This is a genomic window from Stenotrophomonas sp. 14P6.2.3, from assembly GCF_057799055.1.
On sequence record NZ_JBYOLA010000012.1, the window covers coordinates 97,836 to 115,132 of the forward strand.

A 17,297-nucleotide genomic window follows, 5' to 3' on the forward strand; every position below is an offset into this window, starting at 1 on the left:
GATTCGTTTCATAGGTGCCAGCAAAGGGCTTGCTCAGGGCCCCCACAGCATGAGCTCCCTTGGGGATGGCCTCTTGGGGAGTAGGACCGGTTCGGGTACTGCGGCTGGCATCCTGAATTGTGTCCGGGTTCACAGAACATCGCTATCGGGAATTCCCTGACATGCGACTGGAGTTTTCTCACAGTGACTGTAGGGGTTCTCTTACCCTTCTGCCGACAATGGCCCTATACAGCCGTGATCGGTCACAATCCCCGGTCATGAGCAGCGTACATATCCTTGCAATCGCCGGCACCTTCATGGGTGGCGTGGCCGCCCTGGCGCGGGAACTGGGCCATACGGTCAGCGGCAGCGACCAGGCCATCTATCCGCCGATGTCGACCCAGCTCGAGCAGCTGGGCATCACCCTGGACCAGGGCTACCGCGCCGACAGCGTGCCGGAAGGCACCGGGCAGGTGGTGATCGGCAATGCGCTGTCGCGCGGCAACCCGGCGGTGGAAGCCGTCCTGGATGCCGGCCAGCGCTACATTTCCGGCGCCCAGTGGCTGTCCGAGCAGGTCCTGCCGGGCCGCGATACCCTGGCCGTGGCCGGCACCCATGGCAAGACCACCACCACCACCATCCTGACCTGGCTGCTGGAGAATGCCGGTCGCTCCCCCGGCTTCCTGATCGGCGGCATGGCCGAGGACTTCGGCGTGTCCGCCCGGTTGGGCCAGGGCCGCGAGTTCGTCGTCGAGGCCGACGAGTACGACACCGCGTTCTTCGACAAGCGCAGCAAATTCGTGCACTACCGGCCGCTGGTGGCGATCCTCAACAACCTCGAATACGACCACGCTGACATCTTCCCCGACGTGGCGGCGATCCAGCGCCAGTTCCACCACCTGGTGCGTACCGTGCCGGCGCGCGGCCGCCTGATCGTCAACGGCGAAGACGCGCACCTGGCCGAAGTGCTGGCGATGGGCTGCTGGACCCCGGTCGAGCGCTTCGGTTTCGATCCGTCGTTGGAATGGCATGCCGAGTTGCTGGCCGCCGATGGCAGCGCGTTCCGCGTCCATCATCGCGGGCAGGCACTGGGCGATGTGCACTGGTCGCTGCTGGGCCGGCACAACGTGCTCAATGGCCTGGCCGCACTGGCCGCTGCACATGCAGTGGGTGTCGCGCCGGCCGAGGTGATCCCGGCGCTGGCGCGCTTCCGCAGCGTCAAGCGGCGCATGGAAGTGATCGGCAACCACGATGGCATCACCGTCTACGACGACTTCGCCCATCACCCGACCGCGATTGCGACCACCCTCGAAGGCCTGCGTGCCAGGGTCGGTGATGCGCGCATCGTGGTGGCGATGGAGCCGCGCAGCAATTCGATGCGGCTCGGGGCCCACGCACAAGCGCTGGCACCGTCGTTGGCACTCGCCGATGAGGTGGTGTTCCTGCACCGCCCGGAGCTGGCCTGGGATGCGGCCGCAGTGATCGCCGCGGTGCGCGGTGAGGCGCACGCGGTGGCCGATACCGACGCGCTGTTGGCGCAGCTGCAGACCGATGTGCGCAGCGGCGACCATGTGGTGTTCATGTCCAACGGCGGCTTCGACGGCGCACCGCGCCGCTTCCTGGCAGGACTGCAGGCACGATGAGCGGCGAGGGTTCGCTTCCGCTGTTCCCGCTGCATACGACGCTGCTTCCGGGAGCGGCCATCGGCCTGCGCGTCTTCGAGCCGCGCTACCTGGATCTGGTCCGCGAAACCGGCCGCAGCGGCGAAGGGTTTGGTGTCTGCCTGATCCTGGAAGGGCACGAAGTGGGAGCGCCGGCAACGCCGGCCGCCTTCGGCGTGCAGGTGAAGATCGAGGATTTCGACGTCGGCGCCGATGGCGTGCTGCAGCTGCGATTGCGCGGCACCCGCCGTTTCCATGTCGAGCGCACGCGCGTGCGCGACAACGGGTTGGTGGTGGCCGATGTGCGCTGGTGCGATGAGGATCCCGATGACGAACTGCGTCCGCAGCATGCGCTGCTGGCGACGGTACTGGACCACATCATCGAGCAGGCGGGCACGGCATTCGCACCGGCCACGCCGGCCTTGATGGACCAGGCCAGCTGGGTCAGCTGGCGGCTGGGCGAACTGCTGCCGCTGAGCGAACAGCAGCGCCTGCAGCTGCTGCAGCTGGACGACCCGCACCAGCGCCTGCAGCAGCTGCTGGGCTGGATGCCGTAACGACGGAACGCCGAGACCGGCAGCCGCCAACCAAAACGGAACCGGTAGATGCCAACCTTGGTTGGCAGCCTTTGCCGAAGCGCCAACCGAGGTTGGCGACTACCAGAGCGGAGGCGGTAGCGCCGGGCCATGCCCGGCGGATCCATCAGGACAGAACCGGTAGATGCCAACCTTGGTTGGCAGCCTTTGCCGGAAGCGCCAACCAAGGTTGGCGACTACCAGAGCGGAGGCGGTAGCGCCGGGCCATGCCCGGCGGATCCATCAGGGCGCGGTGGTCTTCAACCGCAGCACCGGCAGGCCGGTTTCCGGGTGCACGGCTTCCTGCTGAGGCAGCGCCTGCACCGCTTCCTTCACCGCGTTCAACGCCGGATCGATCCCGCGTACCGGGTGCCACATGCCGATCCACTGGAAGTGACGCTCGTAGCGCAGGGTCTGCGCGCTGCCCAGCCACAACGGCGTGTCGCCCGGCTGCAGCTGCGCTGGTGCCTGCCACAGGCGCAGCACGTAGCGCTCATCGGCCTGCGCGCCCTGGCGCACCATCAGCAGCGCTTCGACGCGCGTATCCAGTGTCGCCGGCAGCACCGGCAGTTCATCGGCGCCGGTGTTCTTGTCCAGCATCAGCAGCGCTTCCTGCCAGCCGGCCTGGGCCTGCACCTGCCAGCCGCGCGCTTCCAGCTGCGCCTGCAGCGGCGCCAGCGGGCCAGCCACCTGCACGTCCAGCGGCCAGCGCTGGTCATCGTCGAATTCGTTGCGGCGTGCCGGCAGCTTCGCCCAGTCGTGCTGCCACCAGGCCTGCGCGTCCATCGCCAGCGGCGCCGGAAGGGTCGGCTCGAAGCGTTCCAGCTTGATGGCGATGTTGCGCGGCGCGTACCACATCGCCGCCACCGCGAAGACGCCGTAGAACAGCCAGGCCACCGGCTTGACCCAGAACGAGCGGTTGAAGCGGCGACGGTAGGCGATGCCCAGCACCAGCAGCCAGAACGTGCCGAACAACATGCCGCCGATGACATCGCTCAGCCAGTGCGCGCCCAGGTACAAGCGCGAGAAGCCGATCAGGCTGACCACGATGCCCGATACCAGGTACGGCCAGACGCGGGTGCGGCCGGGCATTTCGCGGGCGATCAGCACCGCGAAGAAGCCGAAGGTGATGGTGGCCATGGTCACCGACACCGACGGGAAGCCGAAGCCACTGCTGGCATCGATCGGGCGCACCACATCGACGGTGGCGCCGAGCAGTTTGGTCAGGGCCAGGCCGAAGGCCAATGCGGCCAGCCAATGGGCGGCCGCCATCCAGCGCCGGCGCCAGATCAGGTAGCCCATCGCTGCAGCGGTTGCCGGCAGCAGCACCTGCCATGCGCCCAACGACGCCAAAGCGGCCATCGGGTAATCGGCCAGCGGATTGCGCAGGGCCAGCATTGCCTGGTGCACCAGAAGATCCACCGCCAGGGGCTCGCCATGGGCGACCACCACGGTCAACAGGGCGAACCAGCCCCAGCCCAACAGCAGCAGCATCAGCGCCAGCATCGCCAGCGGTACCGACTCGCGGCGCTTCGGGTCGAGCACGCCGACGGTGTAGCGACCGAGTGTCGGGTGCCGGTTGGACCAGTCGAGCAGGCGGGCCAGCCAGTTGTCCATGCGTGCGGCCGACCAGCGATAGCCGTACAGCACGATGGCCCAGACCAGGCTGAGGATCACCGCCAGCAGGCCCGCCACCACGACCAGCCGGCCGGCAACTGCAGCGACGGTGTCGTAGGCCTCGCCGAGGATCCAGCCCGGGGCCAGGAACAGCACAGCCCAGGAAATACTGGCGATGCCACTGGCCTGTACGTAACGGCTGGCGGGCATCTTCATCATGCCGGCAATGGCGGGCACGAATGGCCGGATCGCGCCGACATAGCGGGCAATCAGGATGCTCTTGAATGCATTGCGGCGGAACAGGTTCTCGCCCCGGTCGAGCAGCTGCGGGTAGCGGCTGAACGGCCAGACGCCGCGCAGGCGATCGCCCCAGCGCCGGCCTATCCAGTAGCTGATGCCATCACCGGCGAACGCACCCAGCGCCGCAGCCGCAACTGCATATGGCCCGGAGATCTGGCCCAGGCCGATGAACACGCCGACGGCGAACAGCAACGGCAGCGCTGGCACGATGGCGCCAAGAATGATGACCGCATCGCAGAAGGCGATCAGAAAGATGACCGCACCCGCCAACACGGGATGAGCGGCAATCCACGCGAGGGTGGCGTCGATCCATGAAGAGTCCATTTCCCGATTATAGAGGCGTGAAGGTGACTGGTTCCCAGCCGCTTGGTGACCGTTTGCAACCATCGCCATCGCCTAGAATGTCGCCATGCCTGTATCCAACGACGCGCCAACGCATGCACTGAAGGCCGACAGCTTTGGCCGGATCCTCCTCGTGCAGGGCCCGGAAGGCCCCTTCGTGCGCCGCGATCTGGGGGCCACGCCGCTGTGGCTGCGGCTGCCTGCGTGGTGGCTGGCGCGGCGCGAAGCGCGCGCGCTGAAGCACATCCACGGCATGGCCGACGTGCCGCAACTGCTGGACTGGAATGGCCGCAACCTGGACCGCAGCTTCATGGCCGGCGATGCGATGTACCAGCGCCCGCCGCGCGGTGATGTGGCCTGGTTCCGCGCCGCGCGTCGCCTGCTGCAACAGCTGCATCGACGCGGTGTGGCCCACAACGACCTGGCCAAGGAAGCCAACTGGCTGGTGACCGAGGACGGTCGACCGGCGCTGATCGACTTCCAGCTGGCGGTGATCGGCGACCCGCGCTCGCGCTGGATGCGCTTGCTGGCGCGCGAAGACCTGCGCCACCTGCTCAAGCACAAGCGCATGTACTGCCGCGCGTCGCTGACGCCGGTGGAGAAGCGCGTGCTCAAGCGCACCTCGTGGGTGCGCGACCTCTGGTTCGCCACCGGCAAGCCGGTCTACCGCTTCGTCACCCGCCGCATCCTGCATTGGGAAGACAACGAAGGGCAGGGGCCCAAGCCGTGAGCGCGCTGCCTTCGCAGCTCAGCAAGCAGGTGCGCGGGTACCAGTAGATCGACGCCATGCGTGGATGCGCTTTACCGAATGGCGCGGCGAACTACTACGGCGTCACCGGTACCACCTGCTGGCCGATGAAGTTGCGCTTGCCGTCGAAGTCATAGCCGATCTGCAGCTGCCCCACATCCGGGCACGCATGGCAATCGCGCAGCGGCGTGCGGTACAGCAGGCGGATGCCACCGCCGTCCAGTGCTGCAGTACCCGCGGCCTGCGCCGGCGCGAACGGCGTGGCCTGCGGGTTCGCCTTCAGCACCTCCTGCACGCCGGGATCGGCGCGCAGCGTGTCGTCCAGCTGCACTGCATCCACGTCGATACGCTTGCCTCCAGCATCGACCAGGCGCGTGCCTTCATTGGTGTTGGCGCGGAACGGGTATTCGACGGTGGCCACGCCCAGGCCGTCATGTTCATGCCAGGCGGTCACGTAGGCCAGTTCGCCACCGGTGGAAAGCTGTTCGGCGGCGGTGACCGCATCGGCACTCGCCCCGCCGGCGCGCATCGCATCGCGAAGGCAATCACGGGTGGCCGCGCTGTCGCCCTGGCGGCAGGCGTTGAGGTCACCATCCCAGACAACGGCCTCGCTCCAGCGCAGCTTGCCATCACCGGCCGCCTTGTCGACGCTGGCGGCGTCATCCTTGGCCGGCGCGTTGCCGGGTTCAGGCGAACGGCCCTGGCAGGCAGCAAGCAGGGCCAGGCTCAGGGCAGGCAACAACAGGCGGGAACAGCGCATGGCATGGACCTCGTGCAGTGACCGGGGCGCCAGTATCGTCAACGTGCGGTGAACTCCGCGTCGGCGCGGCATACTAGCGGCTCATTGCATACGCTGGAGTGTGGAACGTGGGCAGTCTGCAGGGCAAAACCCTTTTCATCACCGGTGCCTCGCGTGGCATCGGCCTGGCGATCGCATTGCGCGCCGCGCGCGATGGCGCCAACGTCGCCATTGCCGCCAAGTCGTCGGTGCCCAATCCGAAGCTGCCGGGCACCATCCACAGCGCCGCCGAGGCCGTCACCGCAGCCGGTGGCCAGGGCCTGGCGCTGAAGTGCGACATCCGTGAAGAAGACCAGGTGCAGGCGGCGGTTGCCGCCACCGTGGACACCTTCGGTGGCATCGACATCCTGGTCAACAACGCCAGCGCCATCTGGTTGCGCGGCACCCTGGACACGCCGATGAAGCGCTTCGACCTGATGCAGCAGGTCAATTCGCGCGGCAGTTTCCTGTGCGCGCAGGCCTGCCTGCCGTACCTGCTGCAGGCGCCGAACCCGCACATCCTGACCCTCGCACCGCCGCCGAGCCTCGATCCCAAGTGGTGGGGCGCGCATACCGGCTACACGCTGGCGAAGATGGGCATGAGCTTTGTCACCCTCGGCCTGGCCGCCGAGTTCGGCCCGCAGGGCGTGGCGGTCAATGCGCTGTGGCCGCGCACGGTCATTGCCACCGATGCGATCAACATGATTCCCGGCGTGGACGTCGGCGGCTGCCGTACACCGCAGATCATGGCCGATGCCGCACATGCGGTGCTGGTGCGCGAGGCGGCCGGTTTCCACGGTCGTTTCCTGATCGATGACGAAGTGCTGGCCGAAGCCGGCGTGACCGATCTATCAGGATATGCGGTGGATGCGTCGCGTCCGTTGCTGCCGGATCTGTTCCTGGATTGAGCCAGGAGCATCCACGCATGGCGTGGATCTACTGCCGTTCGGCGAGACTTCATCCACGCATGGCGTGGATCTACTGTCGCAGGCATTGGTAGTGCCGGCCGCTGGCCGGCATCATCGTCAGTGGCTGAACGTATCCGGCAACGGTCCGCCACACTTGCGGCAGTGCCGCGCATCGGGCTCGTGGCCTTCCAGCCCGCAGTGCGGGCAGCCACGGGCATCGCGGCGCGCGGCCAGTTCGGCATCGCGCATGGTGCTGGCCAGCTCGGCGGTGTAGATGCCGGTGGGCACGGCGATGATGCTGTAACCGATCAGGATCAGCACCGAGGTGACGAAGCGGCCGAGCACGGTCTGCGGCACGATGTCGCCGAAGCCGACCGTGGCCATCGTCACCACCGCCCAGTACATGCTGCTGGGGATGCTGGTGAAGCCATGGTTCGGCCCCTCGATCACGTACATCAGGGTGCCGGCGATGATCGTGATGGTGACCACCGTGAACAGGAACAGCAGGATCTTGCGCCGGCTGCGCCACAGCGACTGCATCAGCACGCCGCTCTCTTCGATGTAGCGGGTCAGCTTGAGGATGCGGAACACACGCAGGATGCGCAGTGCGCGCACCACCAGCAGGCTCTGCGCACCGGGAATGAACAGCGACAGATAGGTCGGCAGGATCGAGGCCAGGTCGATGATGCCCCAGATGCTCACCGCATAGCGCAGCGGGCGCTTCACTACCGCCAGGCGCAGCACGTATTCGGCGGTGAACAGGATGGTGAAGCCCCATTCCAGCACGTACAGCCAGTCGGCGTGGGCGATGTGGAAACGCTGCACGCTGTCGAACATCACCACCAGCACGCTGGCGATGATCGCGTACACCAGCAGCAGGTCGAAATTGCGCGAGGGCCGGCTGTCGTGGCGATAGATGATGTCGAACCATCGGCGGCGCCAGCCGGTCTCGGTGGCGGGGTTCAGCTGGGGGGCGGAAAACGGTCGCATGCGTGCATTGTGCCGCACGGGTTCCGGCGCGAGAATGGGCGTTCCTGAACCCTGCCGACTGCCATGACCGCCGCTACCGATCCGCTGATCTCCCTGTCGCACTACTACCTGCCGGTGTACAAGCCCCGCCAGGTGGTGCTGGAGCGAGGCCAGGGCGCCCGCGTGTGGGACAGCCAGGGGCGTGAGTTCATCGACCTGGCCGCAGGCATCGCCGTGTGCGGCCTGGGCCACAACGACCCGGACCTGGTCGCCGCGCTGGTCGAACAGGCCGGCAAGCTGTGGCATACCAGCAACGTGTTCTACAGCGCGCCGCCGCTGCACCTGGCCGAGGAACTGGTGAAGTCCAGCCGCTTCGCCGAGCGCGTGTTCCTGTGCAACTCCGGCGCCGAAGCCAACGAAGTGGCGATCAAGATGGTCCGCAAGTGGGCCTCCAGCCAAGGCCGGCCGGCCGACAAGCGCGTGATCATCACCTTCCGCGGCAGCTTCCACGGCCGCACCATGGGTGCGGTGACCGCCACCGCGCAGCCGAAGTACCAGGAAGGCTACGAGCCGCTGCCGGGGGGGTTCCGCTACATCGACTTCAACGATGAGGTGCAGCTGGAAACCGCGATGGCGGCTGGCGACGTGGCGGCGGTGATGCTGGAGCCGATCCAGGGCGAGGGCGGGGTGATGCCGGCCAAGTCCGGCTTCCTCAAGCGCGTACGCGAACTGTGCGACCAGCACAACGCACTGCTGGTAATGGACGAGATCCAGGCCGGCATGGGCCGCACCGGCACGCTGTTCGCGCACTGGCAGGACGACGTGGTGCCGGACATGGTGACCCTGGCCAAGGCGCTGGGTGGTGGTTTCCCGATTGGTGCGATGCTGGCCGGCCCGAAGGTGGCCGAGACCATGCAGTTCGGTGCCCACGGCACCACCTTCGGCGGCAATCCGCTGGCCGCGGCTGTCGCTCGAGTGGCGCTGCGCAAGCTGGCTTCGGCCGAGATCGCGGCCAATGTCAGTCGCCAGTCGAAGGCACTGCGCGATGGCTTCGCCCGCATCAATGACGAGTTCAAGGTGTTCAGCGAGGTGCGCGGTCGCGGCCTGATGCTGGGTGCGGTGCTGAGCAAGGAGTTTGCTGGCCAGGCTGGCGCCATCCTCGACCACGCCGCCGAACAGGGCTTGTTGACCCTGCAGGCGGGTCCGGACGTGCTGCGCTTCGTGCCGTCGTTGAACATCACCGACGAAGAAGTGGCCGAAGGCCTGAAGCGCCTGCGCGCGGCGATTGCTGCGTTCGTCGCAGCGCGCTGAAGCCCCGACGTCGGGGTCGGATCCCTCTCCTGCGGACAGGGATCCGACCCTACTGCTGCGGAACCTCCGTAGAGCCGAGCCCATGCTCGGCTCATCGCGATGTCAGGCAACAGCAGCCGAGCATGGGCTCGGCTCTACAGAATTGCGGATCACCGTACCGCGTAGCGCTTCAGTACCTTGCCCAGTCCGCGTCCGTCCTGCACGGTTTCCGCGTGCAGGCCCGCCGCGCGCGCACCGCGCACGTTGGCGAACAGGTCATCGACGAACAGCGCGTGCGCCGGTGCCACGCCGAGGGCTGCGAGCGTGCGCAGGAACACCTCCGGCGCAGGTTTGCGCAGGCCGAAATCCGCGCTACAGAACACGCGATCCTGCAATGCAGGAAACAGCTGCGGCAGCAGCGTCGGCAGCGCCTGCGTCATCAACGCACCGTTGTTGGTCAGCACCGCGATAGGCACCTGCAGTGCCTGCAGCCGTTGCAGTACCGGCAGTTGCGGGTGGCTGGCCGCGTAGCGTGCGGCGATCCAGGTTGGCAGCGTTACCGTTGTGCCGAGCAGTTCGCCAAGCCGGGCCAGATAGCGCGCGCCATCCAGCGTACCGCTGTCGTGTGCCGCTTCCAGTCCGCTGTCGTACAGCGCGGCCTGCACGTGCGCGGTCGGCACGTCCAGCGCCTGCGCCAGGTGCAGCACGCGCTGCGCGCGCTGGTACTGCACCAGCACACCATCGACATCGAGCAGGAGAAGGTCGATCCGCATCCGTCGAGCATGCCATTGCCGTATCCCCACGCAAACCCTGGACCCCGACTGCGACACACGGTCGCAGCCGGGCGCGCAGGCCGCTGCCTAGAATGGCCATCGAACCTGCAGGAGACGCGATGATGAAGGCTTGGATGGTAGCGGTGGGACTGGGCGCGTTGATGCTGGCGCCGTCGGCGATGGCGCGCGTATGTGCGGTGAGCATCGACAGCACCGACCAGATGAGTTTCAGCAGCCGCGAGATCAAGGTGGCCGCCGATTGCAGCGAAGTGGACCTGACCCTGCGCCACACCGGCAAGCTGGCCGCCACCGCGATGGGCCATAACTGGGTGCTGACCCGCACCGCTGACTACCAGCCGGTGGCGATGGCGGGCATGCGCATGACCCTGGCCGACAGCTACCTGCCGAAGGCCGACAAGCGTGTTCTGGCCCACACCAAGGTGATCGGTGGTGGCGAGACCACCCGCGTGCGTTTTTCCACGAAGGGCCTGCAGAAGGGCGGTGATTACACCTTCTTCTGCTCGTTCCCCGGCCACTTCGCAATGATGAAGGGCAAGTTCGTCTTCGGTTGAGTGCGCAGCAGCCACGCATGGCGTGGCTCTGGTAGTAGATCCACGCCATGCGTGGATGAAGCACAGTGATCAGTAGATCCACGCCATGCGTGGATGGAAGTGCCGACCAAGGTCGGCACCCACCACGGCGGGGCTCAGCCCTTGGCCGCCTTGAACGCCACGCGCGCCGCTGCCAGCGTCGCTTCGATCACCGCATCATCGTGTGCGCTGGACAGGAAGCCGGCTTCGTACGCAGACGGTGCCAGGAACACGCCCTGGTCCAGCATCGCGTGGAAGAAGCGGTTGAATGCCGGGATGTCGCAGGCCGTGGCCTGGGCATAGGTCTCCACCTTTTCGCTGGTGAAGAACAGCCCGAACATCGCGCCCACCTGGGTGGTGGTCACCGCTACGCCGGCATCGGCGGCGGCCGCTTCCAGGCCCGCACACAGGCGTGCGGCGCGCGCGCTCAGATCGTCGTGGAAACCCGGCTGCTGGATCAGTTCCAGCATGGCCAGGCCGGCGGCCATCGCCACCGGATTGCCGCTGAGCGTGCCGGCCTGGTAGATCGGGCCTGCGGGGGCGATCTGCTGCATCAGCTCGCGACGGCCGCCGTAGGCACCCACCGGCATGCCGCCACCGATGATCTTGCCGAAGGTGGTCAGGTCCGGGCTGATGCCGTAGTACGCCTGCGCACCGCCAAGGGCAACGCGGAAACCGGTCATCACTTCGTCGAAGATCAGCAGGGCGCCGTATTGCGTGCACAGCGCGCGCAGGTGCTGCAGGTAGCCTTCGCGCGGCGGAATGCAGTTGGCGTTGCCGACCACAGGTTCGATGATCAGGCCGGCGACTTCGCTGCCGCGGGCCTCGAACAGGGCGGTGGCCGCCTCGAAGTCGTTGTAGGGCAGGGTCAGGGTCAGTTCGCTCAGGCCGGCCGGCACGCCGGGCGAGGTCGGCACGCCCAGGGTCAGCATGCCGCTGCCGGCCTTCACCAGGAACGAGTCGCCGTGGCCGTGGTAGCAGCCTTCGAACTTGACGATGCAGTTGCGGCCGGTGGCACCGCGCGCCAGGCGGATCGCCGACAGGGTAGCCTCGGTACCGGAGTTCACCATGCGCACCATCTCGCACGACGGCACCAGGCGGGTGATGGTCTCGGCCATGGTCACTTCCGCTGCGCACGGCGCACCGAAGGACAGGCCGTTGTCGATCGCCTTCTTCACTGCCTGGCGCACGGCGGTGTGGTTGTGGCCGACGATCATCGGGCCCCACGAACCCACGTAGTCGATGTAGCGGTTGCCGTCGACGTCGTACAGGTAGGCGCCGTCGGCGCGCTCGACGAAGAAGGGTTCACCGCCGACCGACTTGAACGCGCGCACCGGTGAGTTGACGCCGCCGGGCAGCAGTTCCTGGGCGCGGGAGAACAGGGCGTGGGACTGGTCGTGGTTCATGGGGTTTCCTGGGGATTACTGCGGCGTATCGAAACGGGCGAGGTAGGCGCGCTGGGTCGCGACCGGGTCCTGCGCGGCGTAGATGCCGCTGACCACGGCCAGCAGATCGGCGCCGGCATCGATGATGGGACCGACATTGTCCGGGCTCAGGCCGCCAATGGCCACCCGAGGCACGCCCAGTGCGGCGCTTTGCCGCAGCAGGTCAACGTGGGCGCGGCTGCTGGTGACCTTGGTGGTGGTGGGGAAGAACGCGCCGAAGGCGATGTAGCTGGCACCCTCGGCCACGGCACGCTCGGCATTGGCCAGCTGGTCGTAGCAGGACGCGCCGATGATGGCGTCGGGGCCGAGCAGGCTGCGCGCGGCGCCGATGTCACCGTCGGTGCCGCCCAGGTGCACGCCGGCCGCGCCGATGGCCTGGGCCAGTTCCGGGGCGTCGTTGACGATCAGCGGCACGCCATGGGCGGCGCACAAGGCCTGCAGGGCCGTGGCCTGTTCCCGCCGCAGGGCATCGCTGGCGGTCTTGTTGCGGTACTGCAGCCAGGTGGCACCGGCGGCCAGCAGCGGCGCGGTGCGCGCCAGCAGGCGGGCGGTATCGGGTTCATCCGGGGTGATCAGGTAGACGCCGCGGGGCGTCGGGGAAGCAGAAGTCATCGATGGCTACCGGTGAGTGGACCGCGATGGGACAATGGCGGCCCGTGAATCCAGCCCTGATTATCCGATGAGCGAAGCCACCCCCACCACCCTGCGTACCTGGATGTGCGTGGTCTGCGGATTCCTGTACCGCGAAGCGGATGGGCTGCCGGAAGAGGGCATCGCTCCAGGAACGCGCTGGGAAGACATCCCCGAGACCTGGACATGCCCGGATTGCGGCGTGACCAAGGACGATTTCGAGATGGTCGAGATCGATTGAGCGCAATCGCCGCCGGGCATGGCCCGGCGCTACCGGTGGGTGCGGACCGTTGGTCCGCACACCGGATAACCTCAATGCAGCCGTGGTGCCGGCCCGCCGAGATCAATCAGCTTCTCGCGCAGCCATTGCGCGTCGCTGGCCTCGGGGTTGCGCTTCAGGTACAGGCCCAGGTCGGTGCGGGCGCCGGCCAGGTAGTCCAGCTGCAGATAGGCCAGGCCGCGATCACGCAGGGCATCGTCCTGTTCGGGGGCGAGCTTGAGCAGGCGGTCGGCACTGCGCGCGGCACGATCCCACTCGCTGGCCTCGGCATAGACCCCATGCAGGTTGCGCAGCATGCGGATCAGGATCGCGCGGCTCGGTGCAGGATCGAGGATCTGTGCCAGCACCTGGTCGTCGGGCATCTGCCCGCCCAGGTGCGACTTGGCGCGTTCGCGCAGTTCGTCCACGTCCAGCGGGCGGCCACCGTTGAACGGGTCCATCACCAGCACGCCATCGTCGACCGGCAGGCGCACCAGGAAATGACCGGGAAATGACACCCCGTCCAGCGGAATGCCCAGCCGTCGCGCCACTTCCATCTGCACCAGCGCGAGCGAGATCGGATTGCCGAGACGGCGCTCGAAGACCTGGTTGAGGTAGCTGTTGCGCGGGTCGTAGTACTCCTGGTGGTCGCCGCTGTAACCCAGCTCATCAAACAGATGCCGGTTGATGGCGGCCATCTTCAGCGGGCTGTGCTCAATGCTGTCCACCTCGGCGCGCAGGTGCTCGACGTGGCTCTGCACCAGCGCATCGTAGGTCGACGGCTGCAGATCGGGATATTCATCGCGCGCGATCAGCAACGCGGTCGGCAGCAGTGGCAGCGCCTCGTCGTCGAAGGCGGCCAGTGCATCCCAGTCGGGGAGAGTGATCCGGTCCTGCATGTCCACAGACTGGCGGCAATCGTGGGCGGTTTCAAGCAGTGCGGCGTGAATTTCTCATCCCACCGATTTCCCATCCACGCATGGCGTGGATCTACCGTGTCGACCAAGGTCGACACCTACCAACAGCAGCGGGAAACTGTCAGAGGTGGGGCGGTGTGGGCTTGCAGGACCGCAGGCGCCATGGATGGCGCCTACGAGCCCCCAGGGATGGGTTCACGGCGTGTCCTGCAAGCCCACATCGCCCCGCCATCCCTCGGACGCCCAGATGTTGCATTTGATGTTGATTCGGCGGGTGCCGGGCGCAGCCCGGCCGAACCTTTACTTCTCGATGCCCGGGCCGAAGGTCAGCTCGGTACCATCCTTCAGCTTGAGCTTCTCCGCCTGGCCGGCATTGAGCTCCAGCACGAATCGCGCCGGACCGCCGCTGGGGTAGGGCGGGCACATGTCGCCGGCCGAGCAGGGCGGCACGTCGCGCTGCTGGCTCACCAGCCGCCGCTCGCTGTCGAAGTACAGGATATCCAGAGCGATCTTGGTGTTCTTCATCCAGTACGCCTGCATTTCCTCGCGGTCATGCACGAACAGCATGCCGTGGTCCTCGGCCATCTGGTCGCGGAACATCAGCCCACGCGCACGGGTTTCATCGTTGGTGGCCAGTTCAACGTCATAGCGTGCGCCGCCCAGTTCCACCCAGTGGCGGGCGGCATCGGTGGCGCAGCCGGCCAGGGCCAGCAGCGGGAGCATCAGCAGTGGGCGCAGCAGCGACATCGTCAGGGTCCTTCGAAAGGGTCAGAGCACGACCGGCGGCTCGCCGCCGACGATCACCACATCGGCACGACGACGTGCGAACAGGCCGACGCAGACCACGCCCGGCAACTGGTTGAGCTCGCGCTCCAGCTTCTCCGGATCGGTGATCTGCAGGTTGTGGATGTCCAGGATCTGGTTGCCGTTGTCGGTCACCACGCCTTCGCGCCAGGTCGGCTGGCCGCCGGTCATGTCGCGGATCTGGCGGGCAACCAGGCTGCGTGCCATCGGGATCACTTCAACCGGCAGCGGGAACCTGCCCAGCACGGGCACCTGCTTGCTCGGGTCGACGATGCAGACGAAGCGCTCGCTGGCCTCGGCGATGATTTTTTCGCGCGTGAGTGCAGCGCCGCCGCCCTTGATCAGGCACTTGTTGGCATCACACTCGTCGGCGCCATCCACGTACAGCGACAGCGTGCCGGTGTGGTTCAGTTCGATCACCTCGATGCCGTGCTGCTTCAGGCGCGCGGTGCTCTGCTCGGAACTGGACACCGCACCCTTGATGCGATGCTGGATGCGCGCCAGCGCATCAATGAAATAGGCGACGGTGGAGCCGGTACCGACACCGACGATCATGCCGTCTTCGACGTACTCGATGGCCTTTTCGGCGGCCAGGCGCTTGGCTTCAGACATTGCGGGGAGCTCTCAGGCAGGGAATCAGGATTTCTTTTCCAGCGACAGCAGCAGCTTCCACTGCGTAGCGGTCACCGGGAACACCGACAGGCGGTTGCCCTTGGCAACCAGCGGGAAGCCTTCGCCGAGTTCCTCGGCATGCAGCTTGATCTCGTCCAGCGCGATCACCTGCTTCAGCTTGCGGTCGAAGGCCACGTCCACCAGCATCCAGCGCGGGTTCTCGCGCGTGCTCTTGGGGTCGTGGTAGTCGGATTTCGGATCGAACTGGGTGTCATCCGGGTAGGCCGCGCTGGCCACCGTGGCCAGGCCGACGATGCCGGGCACCTTGGTATTGGAGTGGTAGAACAGGATGCCGTCGCCGACCTGCATGCCGTCGCGCATGAAATTGCGCGCCTGGTAGTTGCGCACGCCGTTCCAGGGTTCAACCTTGACCTTGGCCAGGTCATCGATGGAAAAGGCGTCCGGTTCGGACTTCATCAGCCAGTAGCGCTTGCGGGCGGTCATGCGTTCACGGGGGCAGCGGAAGGGAGCAGGGTGCCGGCTTCAGTGCAGATCGCATCCACCGGCACGTCCCAGGACGCTACCGGCAAGGACTCGACCTGCTGCACCGAGAATGCCGCGCCGACCAGCCAGGGTGGCGCCGGCCGATCATGGCGGAAGGCGAAGCTGCGATCATACCAGCCGCCTCCCATTCCCAGCCGCCGGCACTGTGCGTCGAAGCCCACCAGCGGCGTCACCACCAGGGCCATCTGCGCGGGTTCCAGCGTGTCTTCGATGGCGATGTCCGGTTCGGGGATGCCGTAACGGTTGCTGGTCAGCGGTTGGCCGGGGCGCCAGGGCGCGAAGCGCAACACGTCGCCGTGCAGTACCGGCAGGCAGTAACGCAGCGTGCCGGGCAGCTGCAGCTGCCAGCGGTGCAGGGCGATCTCGCCATCCAGCGCCCAGTAGCCGGCCACGGCGCCTTCGTGCGGGGCGAACGGCAACGTCAGCAGTGCATCGGCCAGCGATTCGGCAGCGGCGATACGGGCGGGGGCGGAAAGGTCGCGGCGGCGTTGCCGCAGGTCGTGGCGCAAGGCCTGTCGCGGGTCGGTCATGGCAGCGTGCGGCAAGGATCAGCCGTCATTGTGCCGGAAAGAACAAGGGCGACGCCCGAAGACGCCGCCCTTGCTGGAATATTGCATTCTCCGCAATGTCGATGCATGCGAAACGACCTTGAACCCGCGGGCTCAAGTGGGAACGTTGGAGAACCATCGGGCTTCCCGCTGCAAGGCGGACCTGCACTCCCGGCGCTGTCGCGCTCCCGGTGTCGTTCTTAAGGGACAAGGCGAATGTTTGCACATGCCGTCGAGTACCGCAGAGAACGCGTCGCCATTATAGCCAGCACGCAGGATCTGGATAGGCCGTTCGTCGGCAACAGTGCGTGCCAATTCAGAAAAGAGAAGGCGCATTCCGCGCCTTTTTCACGTGCTGCTGTCGATTGCCCGGTCCAGACGCCGGTTCAGGTCGGCCAGGGTCTGCTGCAGGGCCACCGCCTGGCGGGCGTTCTCATCGCGCAGCTGCTGCAGTTCGTGCGCCAGGTTGAGCGCTGCCAGCACCGCGATGCGGTCGACGGCGGCCATCCGGTTGCTGCCACGGATCTCGCGCATGCGCGCATCCAGCAGGCGGGCGGCCGCCATCAGGCTGTCGCGTTCATCGCCACCGACGCCGACCGTGTATTCACGGTCGAGGATGCGGACGCTGACCGGTTCGGCACTCATGTGTGCTGCTCCAGGGATTTGAGCCGGGTGATCATCGCTTCCACCCGCGAACGCGCCTGCTCGTTCTTGGCCAGCAGCGTCGAGCGTTCGGCCACCAGCTGTTCCTGCTGATGGCGCAGGCTGCGGTTCTCCTCGGCCAGCCGCTGGTTGCGGTCGAGCAACGCCTCCACACGGGCGGCGAAGGCCTGCAGCTGGGCAAGGGGATCGGCGGGTTCCATGCCCGCACGATAGGCAAGCCGGGTCAGGGCGGTCAAGCACTGTCGCAGCAGGCCCCGGCGGCCACGAAGCGCAGGCGGACAGATTGCTACACTACCCGGCTCACGGGCGCGCGCGTGCGCGCTCC

At 66.9% G+C, this 17,297-nt stretch carries 20 protein-coding genes and 1 other RNA gene; 7 read left to right on the forward strand and 14 right to left on the reverse strand.

The features are described from left to right. The first annotated feature begins 257 nt into the window (after positions 1-257). Together mpl and AC27VL_RS11675 are read left to right on the forward strand one after the other, a co-directional pair. Positions 258-1,622: a UDP-N-acetylmuramate:L-alanyl-gamma-D-glutamyl-meso-diaminopimelate ligase gene (mpl, locus tag AC27VL_RS11670; protein ID WP_488766526.1), complete on the forward strand. Its 1,365-nt coding sequence runs from the start codon at positions 258-260 to the stop codon at positions 1,620-1,622. After that, the gene (locus AC27VL_RS11675) at positions 1,619-2,197 is read left to right on the forward strand and encodes an LON peptidase substrate-binding domain-containing protein (protein WP_089236694.1); all 579 of its coding nucleotides are present in this window, start codon (positions 1,619-1,621) and stop codon (positions 2,195-2,197) included. The genes mpl and AC27VL_RS11675 overlap by 4 nt, the downstream gene beginning before the upstream one ends. A 261-nt stretch (positions 2,198-2,458) precedes the next feature. Here the strand turns inward: AC27VL_RS11675 and AC27VL_RS11680 are convergent, their stop codons facing one another. After that, the gene (locus AC27VL_RS11680) at positions 2,459-4,456 is read right to left on the reverse strand and encodes a bifunctional DedA family/phosphatase PAP2 family protein (protein WP_488766528.1); all 1,998 of its coding nucleotides are present in this window, start codon (positions 4,454-4,456) and stop codon (positions 2,459-2,461) included. A gap of 85 nt (positions 4,457-4,541) precedes the next feature. Here AC27VL_RS11680 and AC27VL_RS11685 point away from each other — a divergent pair, with 85 nt between their 5' ends. Next, complete coding sequence (locus AC27VL_RS11685) at positions 4,542-5,204, forward strand: serine/threonine-protein kinase (RefSeq protein ID WP_191078547.1); 663 nt, start codon at positions 4,542-4,544, stop codon at positions 5,202-5,204. 94 nt (positions 5,205-5,298) lie between these two features. Here AC27VL_RS11685 and AC27VL_RS11690 read toward each other — a convergent pair whose 3' ends face one another. Beyond that, on the reverse strand, positions 5,299-5,982 hold the full coding sequence (locus AC27VL_RS11690) for a hypothetical protein (RefSeq protein WP_488766530.1): 684 nt from the start codon (positions 5,980-5,982) through the stop codon (positions 5,299-5,301). Between the two features lie 107 nt (positions 5,983-6,089). On the opposite strand from AC27VL_RS11690, the gene AC27VL_RS11695 reads away from it, so the two are divergent. Then, positions 6,090-6,908 carry an SDR family oxidoreductase gene (locus AC27VL_RS11695; RefSeq protein WP_093817934.1) on the forward strand — a complete coding sequence of 273 codons (819 nt, stop codon included), beginning with the start codon at positions 6,090-6,092 and terminating at the stop codon, positions 6,906-6,908. Between the two features lie 117 nt (positions 6,909-7,025). On the opposite strand, the gene AC27VL_RS11700 is transcribed toward AC27VL_RS11695, so the two are convergent. Beyond that, positions 7,026-7,898 (reverse strand): ion transporter, encoded by an 873-nt coding sequence (locus tag AC27VL_RS11700; protein ID WP_089238093.1) that lies wholly within the window; start codon positions 7,896-7,898, stop codon positions 7,026-7,028. 63 nt (positions 7,899-7,961) lie between these two features. On the opposite strand from AC27VL_RS11700, the gene AC27VL_RS11705 reads away from it, so the two are divergent. Further along, positions 7,962-9,188 (forward strand): acetylornithine transaminase, encoded by a 1,227-nt coding sequence (locus AC27VL_RS11705; RefSeq protein WP_488766533.1) that lies wholly within the window; start codon positions 7,962-7,964, stop codon positions 9,186-9,188. Between the two features lie 149 nt (positions 9,189-9,337). Here AC27VL_RS11705 and AC27VL_RS11710 read toward each other — a convergent pair whose 3' ends face one another. After that, a complete protein-coding gene (locus AC27VL_RS11710) occupies positions 9,338-9,940 on the reverse strand; it encodes an HAD-IA family hydrolase (protein ID WP_488766535.1) in 603 nt (200 codons plus the stop codon). A 122-nt stretch (positions 9,941-10,062) separates the two neighbouring features. Here AC27VL_RS11710 and azu point away from each other — a divergent pair, with 122 nt between their 5' ends. Next, positions 10,063-10,512 (forward strand): azurin, encoded by a 450-nt coding sequence (azu, locus tag AC27VL_RS11715; protein ID WP_100554198.1) that lies wholly within the window; start codon positions 10,063-10,065, stop codon positions 10,510-10,512. 134 nt (positions 10,513-10,646) lie between these two features. On the opposite strand, the gene hemL is transcribed toward azu, so the two are convergent. Further along, positions 10,647-11,936, reverse strand: coding sequence for a glutamate-1-semialdehyde 2,1-aminomutase (gene hemL, locus AC27VL_RS11720; protein WP_488766538.1), 1,290 nt, complete (start codon positions 11,934-11,936; stop codon positions 10,647-10,649). A gap of 15 nt (positions 11,937-11,951) precedes the next feature. Next, positions 11,952-12,587 carry a thiamine phosphate synthase gene (thiE, locus tag AC27VL_RS11725; protein ID WP_488766540.1) on the reverse strand — a complete coding sequence of 212 codons (636 nt, stop codon included), beginning with the start codon at positions 12,585-12,587 and terminating at the stop codon, positions 11,952-11,954. Positions 12,588-12,621: 34 nt separating this feature from the next. On the opposite strand from thiE, the gene AC27VL_RS11730 reads away from it, so the two are divergent. Further along, entirely contained in the window at positions 12,622-12,846 is a 225-nt protein-coding gene (locus AC27VL_RS11730) for a rubredoxin (protein ID WP_025874193.1), read from the forward strand. 71 nt (positions 12,847-12,917) lie between these two features. Here AC27VL_RS11730 and AC27VL_RS11735 read toward each other — a convergent pair whose 3' ends face one another. The 8 genes from AC27VL_RS11735 to AC27VL_RS11770 form a co-directional block, all read right to left on the reverse strand. Continuing rightward, on the reverse strand, positions 12,918-13,763 hold the full coding sequence (locus tag AC27VL_RS11735; RefSeq protein WP_089236681.1) for a SirB1 family protein: 846 nt from the start codon (positions 13,761-13,763) through the stop codon (positions 12,918-12,920). Positions 13,764-14,081: 318 nt separating this feature from the next. Continuing rightward, complete coding sequence (locus AC27VL_RS11740) at positions 14,082-14,528, reverse strand: DUF192 domain-containing protein (protein WP_488766543.1); 447 nt, start codon at positions 14,526-14,528, stop codon at positions 14,082-14,084. Between the two features lie 21 nt (positions 14,529-14,549). Next, positions 14,550-15,197, reverse strand: a complete 648-nt coding sequence (gene rpiA / locus AC27VL_RS11745) for a ribose-5-phosphate isomerase RpiA (RefSeq protein ID WP_340570801.1) — start codon at positions 15,195-15,197, stop codon at positions 14,550-14,552. A gap of 24 nt (positions 15,198-15,221) precedes the next feature. Beyond that, positions 15,222-15,701: an EVE domain-containing protein gene (locus tag AC27VL_RS11750; protein WP_089236678.1), complete on the reverse strand. Its 480-nt coding sequence runs from the start codon at positions 15,699-15,701 to the stop codon at positions 15,222-15,224. Next, positions 15,698-16,291 carry a 5-formyltetrahydrofolate cyclo-ligase gene (locus AC27VL_RS11755; RefSeq protein ID WP_205405180.1) on the reverse strand — a complete coding sequence of 198 codons (594 nt, stop codon included), beginning with the start codon at positions 16,289-16,291 and terminating at the stop codon, positions 15,698-15,700. Before AC27VL_RS11755 ends, AC27VL_RS11750 begins: the two co-directional genes overlap by 4 nt. 83 nt (positions 16,292-16,374) lie before the next feature. Then, positions 16,375-16,560, reverse strand: a non-coding RNA gene (gene ssrS / locus AC27VL_RS11760) — 6S RNA. 97 nt (positions 16,561-16,657) lie between these two features. Continuing rightward, positions 16,658-16,954 (reverse strand): cell division protein ZapA, encoded by a 297-nt coding sequence (locus AC27VL_RS11765; protein ID WP_100553461.1) that lies wholly within the window; start codon positions 16,952-16,954, stop codon positions 16,658-16,660. Beyond that, complete coding sequence (locus tag AC27VL_RS11770; protein ID WP_025874200.1) at positions 16,951-17,172, reverse strand: TIGR02449 family protein; 222 nt, start codon at positions 17,170-17,172, stop codon at positions 16,951-16,953. Before AC27VL_RS11770 ends, AC27VL_RS11765 begins: the two co-directional genes overlap by 4 nt. Positions 17,173-17,297 lie beyond the last annotated feature (125 nt).